The 25,971-nt window shown below is 60.4% G+C and carries 27 protein-coding genes and 1 tRNA gene; 22 read left to right on the forward strand and 6 right to left on the reverse strand.

Going from position 1 to position 25,971, the window contains the following annotated elements; genetic code table 11:
- Positions 1–27 precede the first annotated feature (27 nt).
- A complete protein-coding gene (arcA, locus tag MWL89_RS08205) occupies positions 28–1,245 on the reverse strand; it encodes an arginine deiminase (protein ID WP_102378155.1) in 1,218 nt (405 codons plus the stop codon).
- 322 nt (positions 1,246–1,567) lie between these two features.
- Here arcA and MWL89_RS08210 point away from each other — a divergent pair, with 322 nt between their 5' ends.
- Complete coding sequence (locus tag MWL89_RS08210; protein WP_244385678.1) at positions 1,568–2,530, forward strand: helix-turn-helix transcriptional regulator; 963 nt, start codon at positions 1,568–1,570, stop codon at positions 2,528–2,530.
- 159 nt (positions 2,531–2,689) lie between these two features.
- A tRNA-Pro gene (locus tag MWL89_RS08215) sits at positions 2,690–2,766 on the forward strand.
- A gap of 489 nt (positions 2,767–3,255) precedes the next feature.
- On the opposite strand, the gene MWL89_RS08220 is transcribed toward MWL89_RS08215, so the two are convergent.
- Positions 3,256–3,720, reverse strand: a complete 465-nt coding sequence (locus MWL89_RS08220; protein ID WP_244385679.1) for a GNAT family N-acetyltransferase — start codon at positions 3,718–3,720, stop codon at positions 3,256–3,258.
- 273 nt (positions 3,721–3,993) lie between these two features.
- Between MWL89_RS08220 and MWL89_RS08225 the strand changes: the two genes are divergently transcribed.
- Positions 3,994–4,254, forward strand: coding sequence for a GlsB/YeaQ/YmgE family stress response membrane protein (locus tag MWL89_RS08225; RefSeq protein ID WP_102378150.1), 261 nt, complete (start codon positions 3,994–3,996; stop codon positions 4,252–4,254).
- Positions 4,255–4,359: 105 nt separating this feature from the next.
- Here MWL89_RS08225 and MWL89_RS08230 read toward each other — a convergent pair whose 3' ends face one another.
- Both MWL89_RS08230 and MWL89_RS08235 read right to left on the reverse strand, forming a co-directional pair.
- Positions 4,360–4,563 (reverse strand): cold-shock protein, encoded by a 204-nt coding sequence (locus MWL89_RS08230; protein WP_102378149.1) that lies wholly within the window; start codon positions 4,561–4,563, stop codon positions 4,360–4,362.
- A gap of 230 nt (positions 4,564–4,793) precedes the next feature.
- Positions 4,794–5,225, reverse strand: coding sequence for an MOSC domain-containing protein (locus MWL89_RS08235; protein WP_102378148.1), 432 nt, complete (start codon positions 5,223–5,225; stop codon positions 4,794–4,796).
- 328 nt (positions 5,226–5,553) lie between these two features.
- Between MWL89_RS08235 and MWL89_RS08240 the strand changes: the two genes are divergently transcribed.
- The 17 genes from MWL89_RS08240 (at position 5,554) to gluQRS (ending at position 22,862) form a co-directional block, all read left to right on the forward strand.
- Positions 5,554–7,494, forward strand: a complete 1,941-nt coding sequence (locus MWL89_RS08240; RefSeq protein WP_244385680.1) for an NADH-quinone oxidoreductase subunit 5 family protein — start codon at positions 5,554–5,556, stop codon at positions 7,492–7,494.
- 12 nt (positions 7,495–7,506) lie between these two features.
- The gene (locus MWL89_RS08245; protein ID WP_102378145.1) at positions 7,507–8,376 is read left to right on the forward strand and encodes a complex I subunit 1 family protein; all 870 of its coding nucleotides are present in this window, start codon (positions 7,507–7,509) and stop codon (positions 8,374–8,376) included.
- A gap of 13 nt (positions 8,377–8,389) precedes the next feature.
- The gene (locus MWL89_RS08250; protein WP_102378144.1) at positions 8,390–8,833 is read left to right on the forward strand and encodes an NADH-quinone oxidoreductase subunit B family protein; all 444 of its coding nucleotides are present in this window, start codon (positions 8,390–8,392) and stop codon (positions 8,831–8,833) included.
- On the forward strand, positions 8,830–9,525 hold the full coding sequence (locus MWL89_RS08255) for an NADH-quinone oxidoreductase subunit C (RefSeq protein WP_244385681.1): 696 nt from the start codon (positions 8,830–8,832) through the stop codon (positions 9,523–9,525). Before MWL89_RS08250 ends, MWL89_RS08255 begins: the two co-directional genes overlap by 4 nt.
- A gap of 1 nt (position 9,526) precedes the next feature.
- A complete protein-coding gene (locus tag MWL89_RS08260; protein ID WP_102378143.1) occupies positions 9,527–10,615 on the forward strand; it encodes a hydrogenase large subunit in 1,089 nt (362 codons plus the stop codon).
- 5 nt (positions 10,616–10,620) lie between these two features.
- A complete protein-coding gene (locus tag MWL89_RS08265; RefSeq protein WP_102378142.1) occupies positions 10,621–10,998 on the forward strand; it encodes a 4Fe-4S dicluster domain-containing protein in 378 nt (125 codons plus the stop codon).
- A 143-nt stretch (positions 10,999–11,141) separates the two neighbouring features.
- Positions 11,142–11,804 carry a CDP-alcohol phosphatidyltransferase family protein gene (locus tag MWL89_RS08270; RefSeq protein ID WP_244385682.1) on the forward strand — a complete coding sequence of 221 codons (663 nt, stop codon included), beginning with the start codon at positions 11,142–11,144 and terminating at the stop codon, positions 11,802–11,804.
- Between the two features lie 200 nt (positions 11,805–12,004).
- Positions 12,005–14,050, forward strand: coding sequence for a VanW family protein (locus MWL89_RS08275; RefSeq protein ID WP_244385683.1), 2,046 nt, complete (start codon positions 12,005–12,007; stop codon positions 14,048–14,050).
- Positions 14,051–14,070: 20 nt separating this feature from the next.
- On the forward strand, positions 14,071–15,381 hold the full coding sequence (locus tag MWL89_RS08280; RefSeq protein WP_102378139.1) for a phenylacetate--CoA ligase family protein: 1,311 nt from the start codon (positions 14,071–14,073) through the stop codon (positions 15,379–15,381).
- A complete protein-coding gene (locus MWL89_RS08285) occupies positions 15,378–15,803 on the forward strand; it encodes an ACT domain-containing protein (protein WP_244385684.1) in 426 nt (141 codons plus the stop codon). Before MWL89_RS08280 ends, MWL89_RS08285 begins: the two co-directional genes overlap by 4 nt.
- A complete protein-coding gene (locus MWL89_RS08290) occupies positions 15,796–17,202 on the forward strand; it encodes a D-alanyl-D-alanine carboxypeptidase family protein (RefSeq protein WP_244385685.1) in 1,407 nt (468 codons plus the stop codon). The genes MWL89_RS08285 and MWL89_RS08290 overlap by 8 nt, the downstream gene beginning before the upstream one ends.
- A gap of 43 nt (positions 17,203–17,245) precedes the next feature.
- Complete coding sequence (locus MWL89_RS08295; protein WP_244385686.1) at positions 17,246–17,698, forward strand: FHA domain-containing protein; 453 nt, start codon at positions 17,246–17,248, stop codon at positions 17,696–17,698.
- A 70-nt stretch (positions 17,699–17,768) separates the two neighbouring features.
- Positions 17,769–19,532, forward strand: coding sequence for a thiamine pyrophosphate-dependent enzyme (locus tag MWL89_RS08300; RefSeq protein WP_244385687.1), 1,764 nt, complete (start codon positions 17,769–17,771; stop codon positions 19,530–19,532).
- Positions 19,522–20,121, forward strand: coding sequence for an indolepyruvate oxidoreductase subunit beta (locus MWL89_RS08305; RefSeq protein ID WP_244385688.1), 600 nt, complete (start codon positions 19,522–19,524; stop codon positions 20,119–20,121). The genes MWL89_RS08300 and MWL89_RS08305 overlap by 11 nt, the downstream gene beginning before the upstream one ends.
- A complete protein-coding gene (locus tag MWL89_RS08310) occupies positions 20,118–20,555 on the forward strand; it encodes an amino acid-binding protein (RefSeq protein WP_244385689.1) in 438 nt (145 codons plus the stop codon). Before MWL89_RS08305 ends, MWL89_RS08310 begins: the two co-directional genes overlap by 4 nt.
- Positions 20,549–21,874, forward strand: coding sequence for a phenylacetate--CoA ligase family protein (locus MWL89_RS08315; protein ID WP_244385690.1), 1,326 nt, complete (start codon positions 20,549–20,551; stop codon positions 21,872–21,874). Before MWL89_RS08310 ends, MWL89_RS08315 begins: the two co-directional genes overlap by 7 nt.
- A 4-nt stretch (positions 21,875–21,878) precedes the next feature.
- Positions 21,879–22,862, forward strand: a complete 984-nt coding sequence (gene gluQRS, locus MWL89_RS08320) for a tRNA glutamyl-Q(34) synthetase GluQRS (protein WP_244385691.1) — start codon at positions 21,879–21,881, stop codon at positions 22,860–22,862.
- Here gluQRS and MWL89_RS08325 read toward each other — a convergent pair.
- Entirely contained in the window at positions 22,859–23,758 is a 900-nt protein-coding gene (locus MWL89_RS08325; RefSeq protein ID WP_244412597.1) for a prenyltransferase, read from the reverse strand. The genes gluQRS and MWL89_RS08325 overlap by 4 nt on opposite strands.
- 86 nt (positions 23,759–23,844) lie before the next feature.
- Positions 23,845–25,017 (reverse strand): Mbeg1-like protein, encoded by a 1,173-nt coding sequence (locus tag MWL89_RS08330; RefSeq protein ID WP_244385692.1) that lies wholly within the window; start codon positions 25,015–25,017, stop codon positions 23,845–23,847.
- A 35-nt stretch (positions 25,018–25,052) separates the two neighbouring features.
- On the opposite strand from MWL89_RS08330, the gene MWL89_RS08335 reads away from it, so the two are divergent.
- Both MWL89_RS08335 and MWL89_RS08340 read left to right on the forward strand, forming a co-directional pair.
- Positions 25,053–25,502, forward strand: a complete 450-nt coding sequence (locus tag MWL89_RS08335; RefSeq protein WP_244385693.1) for an acyl-CoA thioesterase — start codon at positions 25,053–25,055, stop codon at positions 25,500–25,502.
- Between the two features lie 3 nt (positions 25,503–25,505).
- A complete protein-coding gene (locus MWL89_RS08340) occupies positions 25,506–25,970 on the forward strand; it encodes a low molecular weight protein-tyrosine-phosphatase (protein WP_244385694.1) in 465 nt (154 codons plus the stop codon).
- The last annotated feature ends 1 nt before the right edge of the window (position 25,971 follow it).

A 25,971-nucleotide genomic window follows, 5' to 3' on the forward strand; every position in this document is an offset into this window, starting at 1 on the left:
TCCGGCACCGTCTTAAAGCCGTATGATCTAGTCTTCGCGCCAGATGGGCATGCTCATGCAGCGCGGGCCGCCACGGCCGCGCGAGAGCTCGGCGGAGGGAACCTCGATCACCTTGAGCCCCTTGTCCTTGAGCACTTTGTTCGTCACGTCGTTGCGCTCGTACACCACGATGGTGCCCGGAGCGATGCAGAGCGTATTCGAGCCGTCGTTCCACTGTTCGCGCTCGGCTGCGATGCGGTCGCCGCCGCCGCAGGGGATGAGTTCGACGGGCAGCCCCAGGTAGGTCTCGAGGACGGTTTCGAGCGTATCGTTCATCTCGCGCACCTTGATGCCTTCGCCCTCGGGCGTGATCTCGAACACGGTGAGCGGCCCCATGATGCCGGGGTGGATGGTGAACTTATCGGTGTCGATCTGCGTGAACACCGTATCGAGGTGCATGAACGCGCGCGAGTTCGGAATGTTGAACGCGAGGATCGTGTCGATCGGGCTCGTGGGATCGCCGAAGATGTTCTTTGCGATGGCGTCGATCGCATCGGGCTCGGTGCGCTGGGAGATGCCGATGGCGAGCACGTGGTCGTTGAGGTTCAGGATGTCGCCGCCTTCGATGTGGAAGGTGTTGTAACGGCTGTAGTACTCGGGCGTGCCCTTGAGCAGCGGATGATGCGCGAAGATGTACTCGCCGTAGATGGTCTCGCGGTTGCGGGTGACCGAGTACATCCTGTTGATGGAAACGCCGTTGCCGATCATAGCGAACGGGTCGCGGGTGAAGTAGAGGTTCGGCATGGGTGCGATCACCATCTTCGAGGATTCGCTCACGAGGTCCACGAGCGAGTTCGATTTGTCGGTGTGCAGCTCGGCAAGGTTGATGCCCTCCATGGTCTTGAGCACGAAGTCCAACGCATTGGGATAGTTTTCCTGCATGTAGTCGAAGATGATCTTCTGATAGCGGTCGGTGCGGATGCCGGCCTCTTCGATCCACTGCCTGAGAAACTGCTCGCGAAGCGCCGGATCGGCTTCGAGCACGTCGGCGGTCAGGTCTTCGAGGTAGTACACCTCGACGCCGTTGTCGCGAAGCGCCTGCGCGAAGGCGTCATGCTCCTCCTGGGCGACTTTCAGAAACGGGATGTCGTCGAACAGCAGCTCTTCGAGCGTATTCGGCGTGAGGTTCAAAAGCTCCTTTCCCGGTCGGTGAAGCAGCACCTGCTTCAAGGGTTTGATTTCGCTCTTGACGTTTACACCAGCCATGTGCGAACTCCCTTTCTCTAACGGTTGAGATTCTTCGCCAAGCCGTGAACTGAGGCGCTTCAAGCCTCCGACGACGGCCCCTTGGCGCCCAGCATGGACCCCTCGATTTGTGAAGGAAAGGTGTAAAGGAGTTTACCGAGGGGACGAGCGTGGGTGTAAAAAGCGGGAGTTGTCTCTACACCCTCGCTAAACCCCTGATAGAAGAGGTGGTGCTTTCGATCGGGAAGCTGCCGGCTCGAAACGGGGATCGCCGTTTAGCAAGCGAGCCGATCGTGTATCATGGAACGCGTTTGCCTGAATCGTCGTCGAATGAGGTGCTCGGATGGAATTGCTGCTCTTCCACTTCACGCTTATCGTGCTTCTTGCTTCCATTCTCGCTTCGGCGACGTGCCTTTCGGCCTACCTGGTGTCGCGCAAGCGCATGATGCTCCTGGCGTTCGTTGCGTTCTTGTTCTACTTCTTCGATGTCGCCTGGGTATTCCAAGACGATTTCGTGACGTTCCTGACCGAGGGGGCGATGGATTCGTTCTACGTGGTTGCCCGTTCGGTTGCCTCGATTATCGCGGGGGGAGGGTTCCTCGTATCCTTTTGGCTGATCGTTTGCGATTACTTGGGCGAAACGCGACGGGCGGTGCTCGTTGCGCCGGGCATCGTCTTCGTTCTGGGAAGCGTTCTCGCGCTTGTCCTGGTGCCCGAGAGAAACGTCCAACGCTTCGTGTTCTACTCGATGCGAGCCCTCATGCTGTTCTGGATGTTGCTCTACATAGGAATTCGGTTCGCGGCGACGAAATCCGACGAGGAGAGGGCGCGCCTGAAGCGACGTGGGGGACTCTACGCCATGCTTTGGGTGCTCGGGATCGCGGTGGTTGCATCGGACGCGAACTTCTTCCTGCTGGTCGAGCCTGCTACGCTCGATGCCGGCGTACGGACTTTCGGCGTCGAGCGCAACTACATGGAGAACCTCCTCATGCTCATCGTTGCATTCGTCGCAGCCCGCGATGCCGTGAGAACGCTCGCATTGCGGTTCGAGCGACCTTTGGTGCAGGGCGGGGGACGGCAAGAAGAGCTGATAAACCAAAATCTCAGGCTTTACGGAAACCGCCATCAGCTTTCCGAGCGCGAATTAGAGGTGCTTTACTACGTGCTTTTGGGCAACGACAACCAGAACATCGCCTCGACCATGCACCTCGCCTTGAGCACGGTGAAGGTTCACGTGCACAACATCCTCCACAAAACGGGGCAAGCCGATCGGCGCGACCTCATTCGTGATTTCTGGAAGACGTAATGATTGCCCGCCCGGATACGTCTGCTCTCGTAAACCTGACGTAAACCCGAGAAAACAGACCGTTTTTCAGCAATTTTCGAAAATGCACCCTTGAAACGAAGGGAGATTACCACTAATATAAACAACGCTGCTTTTGAGGTTAGCGAAAAGCGGAATCTACGGGTTGTGGCGCAGTTTGGTAGCGCACTTGACTGGGGGTCAAGGGGTCGCAGGTTCAAATCCTGTCAACCCGACCAGCAACTTACAGCAGGCCATCGATGGAAACACGGTGGCCTGCTTTATTTTTGCATGCAGCGCGGCTGCTCTGCATGCTGCCTGCGAACCCGTGAAAAGGCGTTTCATTGCGATTCGGGGCGAAACGGGTCGATGTCGGCATTGTTAATCCGATTTTGCCGAAAAGCACCAAAAAATGGCGGTCAACCGTCGCTTTGCGAAACTTTTGCGAAACCCTGACCGTCGAGATCGCCGTCGGCGATTTTGTGACCTGCGGTTTCGCGAATCACTGTCAGGTTGGGCACTCCCCAGCCGTCTCTGAGGTCGATTTCTTTTCGCAAAACGACGGTTGGCCGCCACCCAAGGGGCGTTTTCGCACGAATCCGCCTTCGGAGCGGGCGGCGGCGATTCCGAATGCGGATGCGGTCGGAACCTCATCGTCGTTCTGCCCGAATCCTCGCCATCGCTCGGACGGCGCATCGGCACCCCCCCCTGCATGCAGGCACCGACGGCTATGGTTCTGTTCGCTTCATCGGCACGAAGCGAATCCCGTTCAGCGTTTGCTCGCCATCCGTTTCAACGAATCCGAGTTTACGGTAAAACCCCACAGCGTACGGAGAAGGGTTCACGGTCGTCTCGATGCGGGCGCTGCGCTTCATGCAGGTTGAAACGGCGACGTCGAGCAGCCGCCTCGCTATGCCCCTTCTATGGTGCTCCTTATCGACGAAGAGGAGGGATACATGGCCGATCGGCCGCATCGCGATCACGCCTACAACCCGACCGTCCACGAAATAGCCCCACATGAGCAGCTCGCCGCTCCTCAGCCGCTGCTCCATTGCGCGTTCGTCGACGTACTCTTGAAACTCCCGAACGCCTTCATCCGAATACTCGGGCGCTTCGAACTCTCCGAAAACGCGAAGCACCAGCGGCATCGCTTTGGAGTCCCGAAGCTGATCTGCATCTATCGGCCTAATCATAAGTCTCCTCGTAAAGCGCTTTGCTTGCGGGTTCAACCTTCATGATGCCATCCCGTAAGCGCATCCTGCGCTTCAGGGGGATGATTGGCGTCGCATCGGCGAGCGGAGGGTGCGCAACCGCCCATGGTGACGGGATGGTTTCCGTTCGGTTTCCGCCGAAAACAGCCCGCATACGGGAAGGGTACGAATGGTTTTTCCGAACGTGGCCTCCCAGTCGGCGCACTACCATAAGTCATGCAGTAATCGAATTACCCCTTGGAAAGGAGCGAGAACATGAGCATTATAGTATGGATCGTGATCGGCGGGCTCGCGGGCTGGATCGGGAATATGATCATGAAAACCGATGGCGGGCTGCTTAAGAATGTCGTGACGGGCATCATCGGGGCCTTGGTGGGCGGGTTCGTCATGAGCTTCTTCGGAGCGAGCGGCTTTACCGGGTTCAACCTGTGGTCGTTCGTCGTGGCCCTGATAGGCTCCATCATCCTGATCGCCATCATCAACCTCTTGACCGGCACTCGCGCTCACCACGCGTAGTCGATGCAGAGCAGGAAGCGCTTGGGAATCCGGGCGTTTAACCTTGGTTGCGCGAAAAGAAAACGGCCCCATCGGGGCCGTTTTTTCGTACTATATTCGAGCAGTTTAGATGGTGTGAACCTGGGTCGCTTGGTTCTTGCCGTTAGAACCCTTGGCGATGACGAACTCGACCTGGTCGTGCTCTTCGAGGTTCTTGAACCCGTCGCCTTGGATTTCGCTGAAATGCACGAAAAGGTCCTCGCCGCCCTCTTGAGAGATGAAGCCGTAACCTTTTTCAGAGCTGAACCACTTGACTGTACCTGTAGACATGAAAACCTAACTTCCTACCCCGCAGGGCAAATGCTGGTAACGCTTGCAACCATGTTGAACGCGTTGCCGATGATAAGCGACTCTGTGCCGCATATTCGAGTCTAGGGGGCTACGGGGCGCATTCCGACGGTAGGGCGATAATTGTGCCGTTCGCACATCATATCAACACGCTTCGAGCTGTTTCGGGCGAAGAAACCTCGCCGCAAGCGCTTTTCGCATGCACGCATGTGCTATTCGCATACCTCGATCGTATCGCCTTTGGCCACGGTTCCACCGGTCAGCACTTTAGCGAACACTCCTTCACGCGGCATGATGCAATCGCCCATGCGATGGTAGATCGCGCAATGGCTGTGGCACTGCTTGCCGATCTGCGTGATCTCCATGCGAATGTCACCCGAAGCAAGCTGCGTACCTACGGGGAGCGCTTTCACGTCGATGCCTTCGACGATGAGGTTCTCGCCGAACGATCCGTCGACCACTTCAGCGCCGCGCGCCTTGAAATCCTCGATGCTCTCGTACGAGAGCAAGCTGACTTGCCGGTGCCACTTACCCGCATGGGCGTCGCCGACGATGCCGAAATCGGGTTCGATAACCGCCGATCCGACCTCCTCCTTCTGCACGCCCTTCGCATCGCTTACGCATACGGCTTTGATAGTCCCCATGTCCGATCCTTTCTCGTCTGAAATAATCACGGTTCGGAATAATGTTGGTAATCCTAGCATATTGCTAGGTATATGAAAAGCGGTCGCAGGCTGCGGAATGGGAATCTCGGGGAGCGCGAGAGGGCGGGAGGGCTTTGCGCCGTCCGCCATCCTTATCCTACCGATCGTATCGTACGATTTGCCCCAACGTCCCGCTGACCGAATAAAAACCCCACGTCTGAAGCGTCGAGCGGGCGACGAGTTCCATCTTTGCTAGAGTTTACGCGGCGGCTCGTGCCGCCATTATTGTAAGAATGGCACTTTATTCGAAGGGGGAAGCCACGTGGGTATGCTTGGATTTCTAATCCTTTTCCCGCTGGTTGTTGCGGCGGTTCTTCTCGTCGTGAGAAACAACCAAGCGAGAAAAGTGATTGTCAGCGTTTCGGCCCTTGTCATCGGCCTCGCATCCGTGCTGCTAGCGGGAACCTATCTCGGAGCCGGGGGAGTGTACTTCGAGTACGCATCGCCGGTGATCGACTACGTATGTACGGGCATCAGCATCCTGATAGCCGTCGTCATACTCGCTTACGGCATCAAGTACAGGAATGTGCTCGCCTCGGTGCTTGCAATCATCCAGGTTGTCGGCACGCTCGTTCTCGAATTCGGGTTCGCGCACCATGTGAGCGTTCAATACGGGCTCTATCTCGACTCCCTCTCGCTTTTGATGGCGCTCGTCATCGGCATTATCGGCTCGGGGATCTGCGTGTACGCAATCGGCTACATGGAAGATTTCCAAGCCCATCACGCCGACGAACCCGATCGCAGGCCGACGTTCTTCGCGCTTATGTTCCTGTTCCTCGCCGCCATGTTCGGCATCGTGTTCTCGAACAACATGATGTGGCTGTTCGCAGCCTGGGAGATCACGACGGTCTGCTCGTTTTTGCTCATCGGGTACACGAAGACCGACGAGGCGATCAAGAACGCTTTCCGCCAAATCATCATGAACATCCTCGGCGGCCTCGGATTTTTGGGTGCCCTGTACTTCATGGTCATCGGCCTTGGTACGCTCTCCTTCGTCGATTTCATCGTGTTCGGCATTCAGAACCCCGCCATCGTCGTGCTGCCGGTAACCTGCCTCGCGTTCGCGGGCATCACGAAGGCCGCACAGATGCCGTTTCATACCTGGCTCTTAGGCGCCATGGTGGCCCCGACCCCCACGAGCGCGCTCTTGCATTCGTCGACGATGGTGAAGGCGGGCGTCTTCCTGCTCGTCAAGCTCGCTCCCATCTTCTACGCGGGAACGGCATCGTTCTCGGGCAACTTCATGACCGTCATGCCGAGCCTCATGGTCGTGCTCGTCGGCGGCATCACGTTCGCCCTGTGCTCGTTCATGGCCATCTCGCAGAGCAACGCCAAGCGCGTGCTCGCGTACTCGACGATCGCCAACCTCGGCCTCATCGTCGCGTGCGCCGGCGTCGGCACGCCTGAGGCCATCTGGGCGGCCACGTTCCTCGTCCTGTTCCACGCCATCGCGAAATCGCTTCTGTTCCTCTGCGTCGGCACCGCCGAGCACCATATCGGCAGCCGCGACATCGAGGACATGGACCTCATGTTCGAGCGCATGCCGCGCCTGGCCCGCTTCATGATGCTCGGCATCATGTGCATGTTCATCGCCCCGTTCGGCATGCTGATCGCCAAATGGGCGACGCTCGTCTCGTTCGTGGAAACGGGCAACATCGCCCTCATCATCCTGCTCGCGTTCGGCTCCGCTGCAACGTTCATGTTCTGGGGCAAATGGCTCGGCAAGCTCTCGGGCATCGCCGCCGAACCCGAGAACGACGAAGTGACCGTCCACCGCTCCGAGTGGGTCTCCATCTCGCTCATGGCCGTGCTCGTAATCGCCTGCTGCATCGCGATCCCCGCAATCTCGTGGGCTATCGTCGAGCCGTACGTGTACAGCGTCTACGGCACCGTTGCCGCAGGCATAGCGTCGGACAACCTGTGGATAGCAAGCGTCGCGGTCGTATTCATCGTGATCGTCCTGTTCGCGGGTCTCGGCAAAAGCAAGGCCCGCAAGGTCGACGTGTACCTCTCGGGCGTAAGCATCGACAACAACGAGCGTACGTTCCAGAACTCCCTTTCGCAGGAGACGAAGGCGACGTCGCGCAACATGTATCTGGATTCTATTTTCGGCGAGAAGCTCATCGCACCCGTCGGTACGATCATGTGCACTATCGTGATCGTCGCGTCGTTTGCTATTGCGGCTGTCGGCTTGCCGGGTCTGATGTAGAAGGAGGCTGACATGAACATCATCGCTATCATCATCGCAACCATTGCCTTCGCCATCATCGCTCCCGTGCTGGGTTGCCTGCTCGCAGGCGTCGACCGCATCATATCCGCCCGTATGCAGGGCAGGGTGGGGCCCCCGCTGCTCCAGCCCTACTACGATGTGCGCAAGCTGCTCGGAAAAGAGAACGTGAGCGTCAACTCATCCGAAGGCGTCTACATCACCTGCGCGCTCGTATTCACGATCCTTGCGGGCGGCATCTTCTTCAGCGGAGGGAACCTGCTGATGAGCGTATTCGTCATCACGCTCTCGGCCCTGTTCTTCATCGTGGCAGCGTACTCCACGCGTTCGCCCTACGCCGAGATCGGCGCCGGTCGAGAAACGCTGCAGGTCATGGCCTACGAACCGATGGTGCTGTTCATGGCCGTAGGGTTCTTCATGGCCGCCGGCACTTTCGACGTTGCGGGCGTATTCGCGCTCGACGCGCCCATCATCACGAACATTTGGCTCGTGTTCTTGGGCTTTCTGTTCATTCTGACGATCAAGCTGCGCAAATCGCCGTTCGACCTGTCGTACTCGCATCATGCCCACCAAGAGCTCGTCAAGGGCATCACGACCGAGATGAGCGGCCCGACTCTCGCCAAGGTCGAGATCATGCACTGGTGCGAGAACATCCTGTTCCTCGGATGGACGGGCATGTTCTTCATATGGGGCAACCCGGTTTCGTTTGCAATCGCCCTCGTGGCGATCATCCTCATCTACTTCTTGGAGATCTGGATCGACAACAATTTCGCCCGCGTCAAGTGGCAGGCCATGCTCAAATCGGCATGGGTCGTGGCGCTCGTCGCCGGCGGCATCAACATAGCCGTCCTCGCGTATCTGTAAAGGGGGTATGCATATGTCTTACGCAACAAAATCGCCGTGGGTCATCCACTACGACGGGTCGAGCTGCAACGGCTGCGACATCGAAGTGCTCGCGGCGCTGTGCCCCGGCTACGATGTGGAACGCTTCGGCATCATCAACACGGGCAATCCCAAGCACGCCGACATATTCCTCGTGACCGGCAGCGTCAACGAGCAGAACATCAAGGTGGTCCAGGAGATCTACAACCAGATGGTCGAGCCGAAGGTGGTCATCGCCTGCGGGATCTGCGCCTGTTCGGCCGGCATCTTCCACGATTGCTACAACGTGATCGGAGGCGTCGATCAGGCAATACCCGTCGACGTGTACGCGCCGGGATGCGCGGTGAGGCCCGAAGCCATCATCGACGCCGTCGTCCAGGGTCTCGGGATCCTCGACGAGAAGGCGAAGGCCCTCGAGGCAAACAAGAAAGGAGCGTGAGCGCGTTGAGCTTGCAAACGGAGTTTCTTCCCCTCGAGCTGGCAAACGTGAAGCAGTGCGCAGCCGACATGAAGGATCGCGGTTACCGCTACGTGCAGATGCTCGCCGTCAACACCGACGACGGACTCGATCTGCAGTACGCCTACATGCAGGGTGCCGACCTGAAGATATACACGATCAAAGGCGTGAAGAAGGGCACGAAGGTGCCTTCGGTTACCGATATTTTCCTCGAGGCGTTCGTATTCGAAAACGAGGCGCACGATCTGTTCGGAGCCGAGATCGAAGGGATCGCCATCGACTTCGGCGGCAAGTTCTACCACGTCGCCCAGTCCGAGCCCATGACGGTTATTTCCCCCGCCCAGAAGGCGGCGCGCGAAAAGGCCGAAAAGCTCGCCGCTGCGAAAGCCGCAAAAGAGAAGGGCGCAGGCACCGCCGACGACATGGAGGCGAAGCTCGCGGGTATGGATCCCGAGAAGGCTGCGAAGGTTCGCGCGGCCATGGAGGCGAAGGCGAAGAAGCAAGCTGCCGAAGCCGAGGCTGCCAAAGCCGACAAGATCGCCAACCTCGATCCTGAGAAAGCCGCAAAGCTCAAGGCGGCCATGGAGGCGAAGGCGGCCCGCGAGGCGGCCAAGAAGGAACAGGCCGACAGTGCGGCGAAACCTGTCGCAACCGACCAGAAAGAAGGTGAGTAGCATGGGAAAAGCAACCGTCATCCCGTTCGGGCCGCAGCACCCGGTACTGCCCGAACCCCTCCACCTCGACCTGGTTGTCGAAGACGAGAAAGTCATCGAGGCCATTCCCCAGATCGGATTCATTCACCGCGGGCTCGAGAAGCTCGTCGAGACGCGCGACTACAACCAGTTCATCTACGTGGCAGAGCGCATTTGCGGCATCTGCGCGTTCGGGCACTCAATGGGCTACGCCGAAACGGTCGAGCGACTCATGGGCGTCGAGATACCGAAGCGTGCCGAATACCTGCGCGTTATCTGGCACGAGCTCTCGCGTATCCATTCGCATATCCTGTGGATGGGCCTCGCTGCCGACGCGTTCGGTTTCGAGAGCCTGTTCATGCACTGCTGGCGCCTCCGCGAGCGCGTGCTCGACGTGTTCGAGGCGACGACGGGCGGCCGTGTGATCTTCTCCGTCGTCAAGGTCGGCGGCGTGGTGCGCGACATGGACGCAACGCAGCTCGAGAACATGAAGTCGACGCTCGAGGGCATCAAAGACGAATACCGTCAGATATGCAATGCGTTTCTCAAGGACAGCTCGGTCAAGAACCGCACCGTGGGCGTCGGCTACATCAGCGAGCAGGACGCCGTCAACCTGAGCATGGTCGGTCCGTTCGCCCGCGCATCCAACGTGAACAACGACGTGCGCTGCCTCGGCAACGGCGGCTACGGCGATCTTTCCGATTTCAAGCCCATCCTCGACGCCCAAGGCGATTGCTACGCGCGCGTCAAGGTTCGTGCGCTCGAGGTGCTGCAGTCGATCGACATCATCGAAGAGATGATCTCCAAGATCCCTGCCGGCGATATCGAGGTGGCGGTCAAGGGTTCGCCCGCTGCCGGTGCGGAAGCGGCCAACGTCGTGGAGCAGCCGCGCGGCGAGTGCTACTACTACGCACGCGGCAATGGAACGAAGTACCTTGAGCGCATGCGCATGAGGACGCCCACCTCCCAAAACCTTGCAGGCATGACAACCGCTCTCGCAGGATGCGATCTGGCCGATGTGAATATGATCGTGCTGACGATCGACCCCTGCATCAGCTGCACGGAAAGGTAAGGGCCATGGGAAGCTTCAAACTGGGTAAAATGACGCTCGGATCGATTTTCAAGAAGCCGGAGACGATCCAGTACCCGGCGCAAACAAGGTTCGCGCCCGAAGGCCTCAAAGGCCACGTCGTCAACGATATCGACGCATGCATCCTCTGCGGCATCTGCATGAAGCGGTGCCCGACCGGGGCGATCACCGTTGACAAACCGGCGGGAACCTGGGCGATCGACCGGTTCAGATGCGTGCAATGCGGAAGCTGCGTACGGGAGTGCCCGAAGGCGTGCCTGCACATGGACCCGGCTTACACGCCCCCCGCAACCAAGAAGTCGGTCGACGTCGTTTCCAAAGAAACGGCAACAGATGGTAAAATTGCTGCGAAGGAAGCCGAGTAATCTCGGAAACCTGATAGAATGGGTGCCTGTGAGCTTTGGCTGCACGAGCATCCGATGGTTTCATCGGGACGAAAACCTTATCCGTCATCTAACAGGGCTCGTGTAATGCGGGCCCTGTTTTCGTTATGCGAGAAAGAAGAGGAATGTCGAAGGCTACCGATCAGCGGGATGAGAGCGCTACGGCCGAGGAAGAACCGGTCTCGAACAGAATACTCACCGTACCGAACGTCATCTCCGCCATCCGCCTGTGCATGATACCCGTGTTCCTCGTGCTTCTTACCGAGGGCTACGATGTGCTTGCGACGTTCATTTTCGCGCTTGCGGCGGGCACCGACTGGATCGACGGGCAGATCGCTCGCCGCACCCACACGGTCTCGAAGCTCGGACAGCTTCTCGATCCGGCCGTCGATCGGCTGCTTATGATATCGGGGGTTCTCGGATTGCTCATGGTGGGCAGGCTGCCGCTTTGGATCATCGCCGTCGTGCTTGTGCGCGACGGTTTGCTGCTCGTTGGGGGAGCGTTCCTCCTGAGCAGGTACCGCATCAGGGTTCCCGTCATATATGCTGGGAAAGTCGCTACGACGTTTCTGTTCGTCGGATTTGTGGGCTTGCTGCTCAACTGGCCGCTCATCGGCGGATTCGGAATCGCGGATGCCGCATGGCTCCCCGGATTCAACGCGGATCCCGTATCGTGGGGCATCTGGTTCGTGTACGCGGGTCTGCTTCTTGCGCTCATCACGACGGTTTACTATGTCATCGCCGCCTGCAAGGAACTGAAGGCGGCGCAAAACCGGGAAGCCGCTTAACCTCGGTGGCCGATAGCCGTCGCACATATTCCGAAAAGCCCGAACGCAAGAAGCCGAGCGTCAGGAAAGCGCCCCCTGCGCGCTCGTCTCGTGCGCCGTACGGGAAAAACGCTGCGCCGACGGGCGTTCCCTTGCAGCAGAGCACCGCGAACCGGACTCGAGACAAAGCGCGAGGGAGCAAACCCGCCGCCCAAAACCCCTTGGGACAAACCACGCTCTGGACGAAAGAGCCGGCCCGGGGATCAAGCAACGGCGCAGCGCATGCGTTCGTACGTGCCGTCGCGGGCGCATGCGCTGCTGCATTCATGGCGATAGGGCGGCTCTTCGGATACGCCGCCCATGCGATAGCGAAAAGCAAAATCGCCGTCGCCGCAGTAGCGCTCATGGTCGTCATCGCGGGCATATGGGCTGTAGACCTCGGCTTGAACTCGGGAAAGATTTACCCGGGAGTAAGCATAGGGTACCTGGATCTTGGCGGGAAGACGCCCGAAGAGGCGCGTTCGATGGTGTCCGAAGCCTACGCTGCCCAGCTCGAAGGCAAAGAGGTGCTGATCTTCGCGAACGAAGAGGCGAGTAGGGATGTGGAGGCCGCACTCGAGAAGACGCAGAACAACGCCCTGGCAGAACAGCAGTCGGTCGACGAGGCGAAAGCCAACAAGGTGCTCTGGACGGCCGACGTCGATTCCCTTTCGGCGGTACTCGACGTCGATGCGCTCGCCGATAGGGCCTTGGCCGTCGGCCGCGACGAGGGGGGACTTCCCGCACGCGTGAGCGCGCTTCTCTTCGGATACGATATCGAGCCGCAGGTCGGATTCGATGCCGCCGCCCTCGAATCGCTCGCCGCAGAAATCGATGCGGCGATAGGGGATCCGCGCGTGAACTTCGATATCGCGGTAGCCGACGGCGTTGCGCAGGTAACCGACGGACACGACGGCGACATGGTCGACCGCGCATGGTTCGAATCGAAGCTCAACGAAGCGTTTCTCTCCAACGAGGGCGCTCGCGCGATCTTCGTTGCAGAAACCGAATACGCTCCCATCCAGATTACCCGCGACGAGGCGCAGCGCGTCTGCGACCTCGTAAACGGGTCCATCGCTTCGGGTGCCGTGTTCACGTTCGGCGACACGACGTGGAACGCATCGGCGACCGATATCGGCAACTGGGTCAAAACGCGCATCGAGGGTGAAGGCGATTCCTTCGAACTCGTGCCGTTCCTCGATCAGGATGTTGCAAAGGGCATCCTGATCAACCATCTCAAGGCGACGTTCGAGGGCGATGCCATCAAGGTCACCTTCGAAGTTTCGAACGGCGAGCGCATCGTCCACACCGAAACGGACGAAACCATTCCCGTCGCGGGAGATGCGGTGAAAAAGCTCGAATCGGCTCTATTCGCCGCGCAGGACTCCGAGTCTTCCGACGCTACGGCGCCGACGATACCGGTCGACTCGAAACGCGTTCCCGACACGATGACGTTCGACGAAGCGCTCGAAAACGGCGTGATCAGCTCGATCGCCTCGTTCACCACCGAGTACACCGTCGAGCCGACCTCCCGCCAGCACAACATACACCTCGGCGCCGACCTGCTCAACAACTCGATCATCGAGGCCGGGGGAGGAAGATGGTCGTTCAACGACATCTCGGGCGACTACAACGAAGAGGCGGGATTCCAGGGCGCAGGCGCCATCCTCGACGGCGAATTCGTCGATGCGATCGGCGGCGGCATCTGCCAGGTTGCGACGACCGTGTTCAACGCGGTGTACGAATCGGGCTTCCCGGTGATCACGCGCCACAACCACTCGCTCTACATCGCGAGCTATCCCGTCGGACGTGACGCCGCAGTCGCCTACCCCGATCTTAATTTGGTATGGGAGAACGACAGCGCATCCGATGTGCTGCTTGCGATGACCTACACCGACACGACCGTAACCGCCACGCTGTACGGCGTCAATCCCGAGTATCAGGTAAGCACGCAGGTGGGCGAGTGGCAGGCGGGCGAAAAGTACAAGACCAAGACGACGGTCGATGAAAACCTCGCTCCGGGCACCAGTTATGTGAAAACCGTCGGGTCGGACGGCAGAAAAATCTCGATCGTGCGTACGGTGAAGGACAAAAATGGCACAATACTCCATGAGGATCTTTTCTCCTCGACGTACGACCCCTTAAACGAAGTGAAGGTCGAGGGGCCTCCGGCCAAAGAAACGGACGCCTCAGGCCAAAACGAGGATGACACGCAGAAGAGCGAATAGAACGAAAGAAGGTAGCTTCAGTGTATTTCCAGCCAGATATCGAAACCATGCCGGCAGAACAGCTCCGGCAGCTCCAACTCGAGCGGATGCAATGGTCGGTTCAGCACGCCTACGACAACGTCGAGTTCTATCGCTCGTCGTTTAAAGAGGCGGGCGTCGAACCGGGCGACCTCAAATCTCTGGACGATCTGGCTTCCTTCCCGTTCGTCGTCAAGCAGGACATGCGCGACGCCTATCCGTTCGGCCTGTTCGCCGTACCCCAGAAGGACGTGGCCCGCATCCATGCCTCGTCGGGTACGACGGGACAGGCGACGGTTGTCGGCCATACGGCAAGCGACCTGAAGAACTGGGGCGACTGCTTTGCGCGCGGCATCTACATGGTCGGCGGAAGCGCCGAATCGACCATCCAGGTATCCTACGGATACGGCCTGTTCACCGGGGGCTTGGGCGCCCACGCAGGCGGCGAGGCCGTGGGGTGCTCGGTTATCCCCACCTCGTCGGGCAACACGAAGCGCCAGATTCAGATGATGAAGGATCTCGGCACCGATATCTTAGCCTGTACGCCCTCCTACGCGCTCCTCATTGCCGATACGGCGATAGAGATGGGCTTTGATCCCGCGAAGGATTTCAAGGTTTCGGGCGTTATCCTCGGCGCCGAACCCGCATCCGAGAGCATGCGCCAGGATATCCGCGAGAAGCTCGGCGTGCAGTACTGCGACGTGTACGGCCTGTCCGAAGTGATGGGACCGGGCGTGGCGATGGAATGCGCCGCCGCCAACGGCCTCCACGTGGCCGAAGACCAGTTCTTCGCCGAGATAGTCGACCCCGATACGCTCAAACCGCTGCCCGACGGCGAGTGGGGCGAGCTCGTGTTCACCACGCTCACCCGCGAGTGCTGCCCGCTCGTGCGTTACCGCACGCGCGACGTCACGCGCATCATCGCCGAAGAATGCAGCTGCGGACGCACCCATCGCAAGATCGACCGCATCGTGGGCCGCACCGACGACATGCTCATCATACGCGGCGTCAACGTGTTCCCGTCGCAGATCGAGCAGGTTATCGTCGGATTCCCGGAGATCGCAGCGCAGTACCAGATCATCCTCACGAACAAGGGACCGCTCGACCGCGTCGAGCTGCAGGTCGAGACCGTTCCCGACTACCCGTTCGACGAGATCCGCAAGCTCGAGGAGCTGAAAGCCCGCCTCGCAGGCGAACTCAAGAGCAACCTGCAGATCGCCGTGGACATCAAGATAGTCGAGCCGAAGACGATCGAGCGCAGCGAGGGCAAGGCAAAACGCATTGTAGACCTGAGAGAAGGGACGCAAGCATGATTTCGCAACTGACGGTATTTCTCGAGAACGAAAAGGGCCGCCTGGCGAGCGCGTGCCGCGCTATCGCCGACTCGGGTATCAACATGAGCGCCCTGTTTTTAGCCGATACTGCCGATTTCGGCGTAGCCCGCATCTTCTGCGATACGCCCGAGGCGGCGGTCGAGGCGCTCAAGGACGCGGGCTATCGCGCCACGCTCACGCCCGTGCTCGGCGTTCGCGTGCCGAACAGGCCGGGAGGATTGGCGGATCTGCTCGAGTTCTTCAACGAGCACGACGTCAACATCGAGTACGGCTATTGTTTTTCCGTTAACCAAGAGTACGCCATTGACGTGCTCAAGGTGAGCGACCATAGTATTGAAGACGCATTGGAAGACGCGGGCTTCACGCCTGTTGCACCGGAGGAAATCTATCACGTTGATTAAGCCACTCGTAAAACAGAGGGCACTATCCTGGTACGCGAGCTTCACGGCTTGCGTACTTGTATTGGCTCTCGGCTTCGGGTTCGCTGCTCCGGCAGCGTATGCCGACGTTCGCAAGGCAGATGTCATCTACGGCGTTTCGGTCGATTCGCGAGGCCTATCGGTTGCGCAATGTCCGAGCATCGACGCGGAGTACGCCCTCGTCATGGATTCGGAAGGAACGGTCTATTTCGAGCGAAACGCCGCCGATTCGACCCAAATAGCATCGATCACCAAGATCATGACCGCCCTCGTTGCGCTCGAGAGCGCCCCGCTCGACACCGTTGTCACGACGAGTGCACGGGCGGCGACGGTGGGCGAGTCGAGCGCTTCGCTTGCCGAGGGCGACACCATGACGCTCGAGATAGCGCTCAATGCGCTGCTGCTCTCGTCGGGCAACGATGCGGCCATTGCCATCGCGGAAAGCGTCGGTCGCGTTATCGCAGGCGACGCCGCATTAAGCGACGAGGACGCCTACGACGTATTCGTGGAGCGCATGAACACCCGCGCTGCCGAGCTCGGCTGCACCGATACGGTGTTCGAGAACCCGCACGGCCTCGACGACGGCATCTGGCAGGGCTCTCATCACAGCTGCGCAGCCGACGTGGGAATCATGGCGCAAGCGGTCATGAAGAACGATACGTTCCGCTCCATCGTTGCGACCCCCTCGACGACCATCGATGTTACGCGGGCCGACGGAAGCCTGGCGAGCCTGTACCTCGAGAGCACCGACGAGATGCTCAAAAACGGATTCGACGGCGCATGCGGCATCAAGACGGGGTTCACCGCCCTTGCGGGATGGTCGTTTGCAGGCGCCGCAAACCGCGAGGGCGTCGAAATGTACGCCATCGTCATCCACTCCACGTCCGAAGCGCAGCGTTTCACCGATGCGCAGACGCTCCTCGACTGGGTATACGAGCATACTGGGGATTATCGGCTTGTGAACACCTCGCAAACCACGGCATCGGACGTTAACGGAAGTTCCGCCGACGTTCCGGTTGTCGCCGAGGTCGCCCATACAGAATGGATAGACCGTACGGTCAAGGCGACCGTTGCCGACCCCGATCAGGTCATCGACATATTCGACCTGAACGGCAACATAAGCCAGTCGGTCGAATACGACGAGCTTACGGGCAACGTGCATGCGGGCGACAAGATCGGAACGCTCACGTTCAAGCAGCGTAACTCCGTGATGGCTACGGTCGATCTGATCGCCGCCGAAGACGTGAATGCGCCCGATCTGTTCGAGGGCATCGGCGTTTGGTGGGATCGCCTGTTCAGGGGTTTCTCGGGACAGTCCACGGTTGCAGAGAGCGTTCTGTACAATGAGACGCCGCTTGTCGTTGACAAGACCAGCGCGTGAGTCGAGCGGCCTGCGCGTGAAACGATACGAATGAGGTAAAGGTATGAGCGAGAATTGCCCGATTTGCGATAATCCGCTGCCCGACGGCGCGGCTGCATGCCCCAACTGCGGCTTTAAGCTGTTGGGTTCGACGCAGAGCTTCAAGCCGCTGGATCTTCGCGGCGAAGACGTTGCGGCTGCGGTTTCCGAAGCCCCCGCGAATGCGATCCTGCGCGTAGTGAGGGGCCCGCAGATCGAGACGGTGTTCAAGCTCGGCGCAGAAGAGCTCTCCGTGGGGAGAAGCCCCCGCTGCGACATCTTCCTCAACGACATGACGGTATCGCGCGAGCATGCGCTGATCGCCCCCGAAAACGGGAAGTACCTCATTTCCGATTCGAATTCGTACAACGGTGTCTGGATCAACAACAAGAGCGTCGATTCGGCGATTCTGCACGATGGGGACATTATCCAAATCGGAGTCTTCTGCCTGCTGTACCAGGAGAGCCCCGAAGCGTAAGTGAAAGCGAAAGACGAGAGAGCCGCTCGAAGACAGCAGTGAAGGCGGCGAAAGACGGAAGGTTGCTCAGATGGAATTGCTCTCCGGCAACGAGGCGATAGCCCAAGGGGCGTGGGAGGCGGGCGTCCGCATCGGCGTCGCATATCCCGGTACGCCCTCAACCGAAACCATGGAATCCTTCGCCGAGAAGGAAGGCGTGTACGCCGAATGGTGCCCGAACGAAAAAGTGGCGCTCGAGGTCGGCATCGGCGCCTCTGCCGCAGGTGCACGCGTACTGGCGACCATGAAGCACGTTGGCGTGAACGTCGCCGCCGATCCGCTGTTCACCGCCGCCTACACGGGCGTCGGCGGGGGACTCGTCATTCTTGCTGCCGACGACCCGGGCATGCACTCGTCGCAAAACGAGCAGGATTCCCGTTTCTATGCGCTTGCGGCGCGCATGCCGATGCTCGAACCTTCCGATTCGGCCGAAGCGCTTGCGTTCACGCGCGAAGCGTACGATTTGTCAGAGCGCTTCGACGTGCCGTTCCTCATCCGATCGACGGTGCGCATTTCGCACACCAAGACGCCGGTCGAGATCGGCCCCCGACTCGAGCACGATTTGAAGCCCTACGAAAAAGATGCGGCCAAGTGGGTCATGATGCCCGCGTTTGCGAAACCGCGCCGCAAGGTGCAGGACGCGCGTACGGCTGAACTCAGGGAGTGGGTCGAGAAATGCCCGTACAACGTCGTGGAGCGCAAGGGCGCGGAGATCGGCATCGTATGCGCGGGCGCGACCTACCAGCACGTAGCCGAGGCATTGCCTGAGGCGAGCGTGTTCAAACTCGGCGTGACCTGGCCGCTTCCCGCACGCGTCCTCGAAGCTTTTGCAGAATCGGTCGATCGCCTCTATGTGGTGGAGGAAGCATCCGACTACCTTTCGAACCAGATCAGATCCCTTGGCATCGAGCTCTCGGCCGCTCCCGGCAAAGAGCTTCCGCCCGACGGCGAGCTCACGCCGAGCATGATCCGCCTTGCGTTCGGCATGCAGGAGGCCGAACATATTCCCACGCAGGGCGATGTGCCCGGCAGGCCGCCGGCGCTGTGCGCGGGCTGCCCCCACCGACTCGTGTTCAAAGAGCTTTCGCGCCTGCGCGCGATCGTGACGGGCGACATCGGCTGCTACACGCTCGGGGCGCTGCCCCCGCTTTCGGCCATGGACACCTGCGTCGATATGGGCGCATCGATTTCGATGGCGCACGGGTTCGAGCTGGCGCTTGCCGAGACCAAGCATCGTCCGGTCGTCGCCGTCATCGGCGATTCGACGTTCGGCCATTCCGGGTTGAGTTCGCTGCTCAACACGGTGTATAACCAGGGCGCGGGAACGGTCTGCATCCTCGACAACCGTACGACCGCCATGACGGGCCAGCAGGGAAACCCCTTCAACGGCATTACGCTGCAAAAGCGTCCGACTCGGGAGCTCGATCTCGAGGGCATCCTCGCCGCACTCGGCATCGAAGACGTATCGACGGTCGATCCGCACGATATGACGGCGGTTCGCTCGACGCTCAAGAGGGCAACCGATTCCGAGAACCTCTCGGTCATCGTGTTCAGAGCACCGTGCGTGCTCATCGACCGAACCCGCAAACCGGCGTTCACCGTCACGCAGGACTGCCGCGCATGCGGCGTCTGCCCGACGCTCGGATGCCCCGCCATCGCGAAAGACCCCGACACGGGGATGGCCGCAATCGACGATGTCATGTGCATCGGATGCGGCCAGTGCGCCCAGTACTGCGGGTTCTCGGCCATCGTACCCACGGCCGATCGGACGAAAGGGGGCGCCGATGCCCGTTAACGCAACGAACACCACCACCGTGCTTCTGTGCGGCGTCGGCGGGCAGGGAACGATCCTCGCCGCCGATCTTTTGGCGAAGACCGCGATCGCCGCGGGATGCACGGTCAAGCTGTCCGAAATCCACGGCATGTCGCAGCGCGGTGGCGCCGTAACGACGATCGTGCGGTTCGGAGACGACGTTTCCTCCATGGTGACCGATCCCGGAAGCGCCGATTACATCATCGCGTTCGAAACGACCGAGGCGCTGCGCAACGCCCCCTATCTCAAACAGGGCGGCATGCTCCTCGTCAACGACGAATCGATCAAGCCGCTTCCCGTGCTCACGGGATCGGCATCCATGCCCGAGCGTGCGCGCGAGAGGCTTTGCGAGCTCGGTGCCGTGCTCGTCCCCGCCGGCGCGATCGCAAAGACGGCCGGCAACGCCAAATCGACGAACGTCGTACTGCTCGGCGCTTTGGCTTCGGGCATGGATTTCGATCTGGCGCTCTGGGAAGACCAGATCGCCAAGCGCGTGCCCGCGCACACGATCGATGCCAACCTGGCAGCGTTTCGTGCGGGGGCCGAGGCCGCGCAAGGAGTGAAGGCATGAGCGTATCGCAGATCAGCGTCTTCCTCGAAAGCCAGCCCGGACATCTCAAGCGCGTACTCGAGATGTTCGAGAAGGAATGCATCAGCGTGCGCGGCTACAGCGCATCCGACACAGGAGATTACGGCATCGTGCGATTCATCGTCGACGACCCCGATCGGGCGCTTGCCGCGCTCGAGGCGGCGGGCGCGGCTGCCACGAAATCGGAAGTGCTCTGCGCAAAGCTCACTGACAGGCCGGGCGAACTCGCCCGGCTCATCGGCGTCATGGCCGACTGCGAAATCAACGTCATCTACAGCTACTCGCTCATATCGACCTACATCGCCCTGAGCGTCAAGGATATCGCTTTGGCGGAGCGCCTGCTTGCTGACCAGCCCATAGAGCTCATCACGCAGGACGACCTGAGAAAGCCCGTCGGGGGTGTTGGTCCATGCTAGATTTCTCGACCATGCCCGTTTTCGATCGCGAGATCGAGACGGCACCGCGCGAGCGCATCCGCGAGATTCAGCTCGCCAAGCTCAAAGAGCAGGTTGCCTGGACCTACGATCGGGTTGCCTGGTACCGCGAGAAGCTCGACGAGCGCGGCGTGGCGCCCGCCGACATCAGGACGCTCGAAGACGTGCGCCTTCTGCCCTTCACCGACAAGTCGGTTCTGCGCGAGACGTTTCCCTACGGGCTGTTCGCCGTCCCGCTCGACGAGGTCATCGAGCTCCATTCTTCGTCGGGAACCACGGGCAAACCTATCGTGGTCGGCTACAACGTGCACGACATGGACGTATGGAGCGATTGCATCGCGCGCCTCGCCCAGATGGCAGGCGTCGTTCCGGGGGATCGGGCGCAGATGGCCTTCGGGTACGGGATGTTCACCGGTGGGTTCGGCCTTCATTACGGCCTGCAGAAACTCGGTTGCATGATGATCCCCGCCGGTTCGGGCAACACCGAACGCCACCTTGCCATGATAGAGGACTACGGCACCACGGTGCTCATCGCAACGCCGTCCTACGCCATGCACATGTGTGAGGTGGGGGAGAAGCTCGGGTTCGACTGGGAGGCGAGCACGTTGCGCGTCGGCCTGTTCGGGGGCGAGCCGTGCCCGCCGAAACTCAAACAGGAAATCGAATCGCGGATGCACATCGTCTGCACCGACAACTACGGCCTTACCGAAGTCATGGGACCGGGCGTTTCCGGAGAGTGCCTTGCTTCGCGCGACATGCAGCACATCGCCGAAGACCACTTCCTCTGGGAGGTAGTCGACCCCGAGACGGGCGATCCCGTTCCCGACGGCGTCGAAGGCGAGCTCGTGCTCACGCCGCTCGACAAGCAGGCGATACCCGTGCTTCGCTACCGCACGCACGATCTCACGCGCGTCGTAACCGAGCCGTGCGCATGCGGCCGGACGCATGCCCGCATGCAGAAAGTGCGGGTACGTTCGGACGATATGCTCATCATCCGCGGCACCAACGTGTTCCCGAGCCAGGTGGAGGACGTGCTTGCGGGCATCGAGGGCGTTACGACCCACTACCGCATCGTCGTCGAAACCGTCGGCGGCCTCGACAGCATGACCGTGCACGTGGAGCTCAAGGCCTCGGCGTTCAGCGATTCGTTCGAGGAGATGAGCGCCTTTACCAAGCGCATCGCGGAGAAGCTCAAAGCCGTGCTGCTCGTCGGCGTGAACGTGAAGCTCGTCGAACCGGGCGGCATCGAGCGCTGCCTCGGGAAGACCAAGCACGTCGAGGACAGGCGGGCGAAGCTGTAAGGCCATGGTCGCGCACGATCTCGGGGGACAGGCTCATCTCCTGCGAGGGGGAGCGGGAACGGATTGCCGCACGGGCGCAAAAGCGCCGGTTGGCCGTTTTGCGCCGAGCCCCACCGGGCGCATGCATGCCGGCAACGTGTTCGCGGCGCTCATGGCGTGGCTCATCGCCAAGCGCGACGGGGGCTCGATCGTGCTGCGCATCGAGGATCTCGACGAGCAGCGTTCGAAATCCGCATTCGCCAGCGCCATCATGAGGGATTTCGAGTATCTGGGGTTCGATTGGGACCGGGGTCCCTACTACCAGAGCGATCGGAAGAACGCCTACGAGGAAGCCTACCGCGATCTCGAATCGCGGGGGCTTCTGTACCCGTGCTTCTGCACGAGGGCCGACCTCCATGCAGCATCCGCCCCGCACCGCGGGGAGAAGGCCGTCTATCCGGGCACGTGCCGCTCTCTGACGGCCGACGAGCGCATCGCGCGAGCGAAGACGCGCGATCCCGCCATGCGCCTTACCGTGCCCGCCGAGGTTTACGGGCTGAACGATGCGATCCAGGGAACGTACCGGCAGAACCTTGCCGACGAATGCGGGGACTTTCTCGTGCGGCGCTCGGACGGGGCGTTCGCCTACCAACTCGCCGTCGTGCTCGACGATGCCGACCAGGGCGTGACCACGGTCGTACGCGGCTGCGATCTTCTGTGCTCGACGCCCCAGCAGCTCTACCTGCAAGACCTCTTCGGTTTCGAGCACCCCGCCTACGCCCATATCCCGCTTATCGCAGGGGAGCCGAACCGCCGCCTCTCGAAACGCGATCGCGACGCCGATATGGAAGCGCTACGCGCCCGCTTCAAAACGCCCGAAGCGCTGATCGGACACCTGGCGGGCATCACGGGGATCGCAGACACCTGCGACGCTATCGCACTCGACGAGCTCTTGCAGCGATTCTCTTTGGAGGCGCTGCGGGGCACGATACAGATTCAGTGGCGCTAGAACGCGCAAAGCTGCACGACGCCGCCCATGAGGATGGCTGCAGCATAGAAGGCCCCGAGGGCGATGTTGAGGTTCAAGCACTGCGGCATCGCCTGAAGACGCGTTGCGGGCGTAAGCGGGTTTTTCCAGAGGGCGCTCGCGGCAGGATAGAGGGCGATCAGCATGAACGGCGCCACGATAAGGCCGGCAGGGAAGAACACGGCAGAGAACACGACGATGCTCGCCATCCATGCGACGATCGTACCGTGATAGGCGGCTCGAGCGCGTTCGCGGCCGAGCAGGACGGAAAGCGTCTTGCGATCGGCTGCGGCATCCTTCTCGATGTCGCAGGTGTTGTTCGTGAACATGATGAGTCCGATGCCACATACGAGCGGCACGGACAAGAGCAGCACGGTCCAAGAGAAGCTTCCGGTGAGCGCTTGGTAGCATGCGAGCGGAATGAGCCCGCCCATCGTGATGCCGCTCACGAACTCGCCGACCGGCAAGTAGGATAGCGGGCTTTTGCCCGCCGAGTACAGCACGATGATCCCCGCCCCGACAAGCCCGATGGCAAGCGGAATCCATCCCGCGGCAACGATGACGTAAACGCCGAGGGCGAATGCGGCGGCGAGAAACCCGACGGCCAGCTTGAGCGCCGATTTCGGATTGACGTTGTTGTAGACGAGCACCGCATCGGTCGGATCGAGCTGGTTTTCGATATTGTCGGCTCCCTTGACGAAGTCGTAATAATCGTTGAGCGTGTTGACCGAAGCTTGCATGAGCACGCAGATGACGAGGAGCGAGAGGACCAGGGTCACCGAAAGGCTTCCGTGCCAGATGCCCGCGAGCGCCGTAGCGAACAGGACGGGCAGGATGGCCGCAGGCCACGTATGGGGAGCGGCGAGCTGCATGGCCATGGTTGCCGTGAGCTTTGCGTACGCTGCGTCGTCAGCGCCGTTTTCTGGGGTTTGAGCGACTTGTTCCACCAATTATTCCGCCTCGTCTAGTTCTCGCGTCGATTACTCGAAGAGGTATTGTACCGCTCTTTTCTAAAAGGAAGCCAAGTTCGCGGCGAGGGGCGAAATCTCTTGAGCGTTTCGCGCTTGAGGATGCCGCCGAGCGAAGCGATGGTCGAGAGGATGAACGCGCGCGTCTCGGGGTCGAGCCGGCCGCCTCTTCCGACGAGTTTCTTCGTGTTGGCTAAAAGCTGGCTCTGGAATTCTGCCCAACTACCGGCATCCGTCGATACGAACAGGTCGTAGATGGTGTCGATGAATCGCTCTCGTTCGTCGGCGGTCTTGCTCCTCAGCCATTCGTCGAGCGCAGCGTCGAAGAACACGGCGCTTTTGTTGAGCGCATCTTGGCAGGCGAACCCCGTACCCTCGACCTCCCAGCTGAACGGATTGTGCTGAAAGACGGAAAGCGCCGATGACCGCACGACGCGGTAGCCGCTCCTCCGTTCGAGGATCATCCCGAATGCCGACGATTCGGGAACGGTCTTATGAAGCTTGGCGGCGAACGTCGGATCCTCGATGCGGGGAGAAGGATCTTCGAGAAACGACGGCCCGTCATGATTGTAAACGGCGACGATGCGCTCGAAGACGCCTTCGGGGCATACGAGCGATGCGTATTCGGCAAGGTTTCCGCCCTTCGAATGGCCGCCGATGATGAGGGGCCGCGATCCCGTCGCGGAGGCGACTCCCGACAGGTACGCCTCAGCCGATCTCTGAGAGGGGATCACGTGCCTGAAGCACAGGTTGAAATCCTCCTTCCAACCTGCGAAGCTGCCGTCGGTGCCGCGGTAGGCGAGATAGGCATCCCCCTGCCCGAGGAACAGCGTGACGGCGCTGAACTGCTTCTCGACCGCATTGGAGAATTCGTTCGCGTAGAACGCAACGGACATGGCCCGGTATCGTCTGCTCGCCATGAGAGCCTGCATGAAAGCCCCCGTTTCCTTGGAATCCTCGAGCCAGCTGCCGGCGCAAAGCGCGTCCCAATCGCTCAAGGCGACGATGTCGTGGAGCAGCGTCTCCTCGCCGCCCGCGCGAACGGCTACGGGGGAGCGATCGAAGTCGAAGTAGCAGATAACCGAGCAAATAAGGCTATCGACCGCGTGAAACGGTAATTCCGAGAAAGTGCGCTGCTCTTCTTGCATATACGTTACGATATTACCCATACGACCATTGTATCCAATCAGGAGAGAACGAGCATATGCAGGCTAGAACCACTATACACGTACGCTATGGAGAAACCGACATGATGGGCATCGTCTACCATGCGAATTACCTCCTCTACTTCGAAGACGCCCGGACCGATTTCCTCAAGACCATCGGCTGCCCGTACTCGGATCTCGAGGAGGCGGGTTTTCTCTCGCCCGTCGTGAACGTCGATATATCGTACGGCGCTCCGCTTACCTACGGCGATACCGCCATCGTTCAAACGCGCGTTATCGAATCGCGGCCGACGAGGACCGTATACGCCTACGAAGTGTACAAACAGGGCCAAGAAATCGGCGCCGACAAGCCGTGTTGCACCGCCACGACCACCCACTGCGTCGTTGATGCCAAGACGTTTCGCCCGCAGAGCATCAAGAAGGTAGCACCGAAGCTCTACGAGCGGTACCTCGAGGTCATGGAGCCGCTTGAAGAGAAAGAGGCGTAGGGCGTGGCCTCGGTTCCGTACCGCATCCTCTTCGTCTGCCACGGCAATATCTGCCGTTCGCCCATGGCCGAATTCGTCATGAGGGACATCGTCGACAAGAACGGCGAAGGAGCCCTGTTCGACATCGCGTCGGCTGCTACGAGCGACGAGGAGATTGGCAATCCGGTTCATCCGGGAACCGCCGCCGCGCTCGCGAAGGCGGGCATCTCATGCGAGGGGAAATACGCGCGCAGGCTCAGACGGGGCGATTACGCGGCTTGGGATCTGCTCGTAGGCATGGACGAAGCGAACGCACGAACCATGATTCGGCTGTTCGGAGGAGACCCCGCATGCAAGGTGAAGAAGCTCCTGGAATACGCGGGCAGCGACGGCGACATCGCCGACCCGTGGTACACCGGCGATTTCGATGCCACCTACGACGACGTGCTCGCCGGCTGCTGGGGCCTGTATCGGTTCTTGCGCCCGTAAA

This window comes from Raoultibacter timonensis, from assembly GCF_022845715.1.
In the GTDB taxonomy this organism is placed as follows: Bacteria; Actinomycetota; Coriobacteriia; order Coriobacteriales; family Eggerthellaceae; genus Raoultibacter; species Raoultibacter timonensis.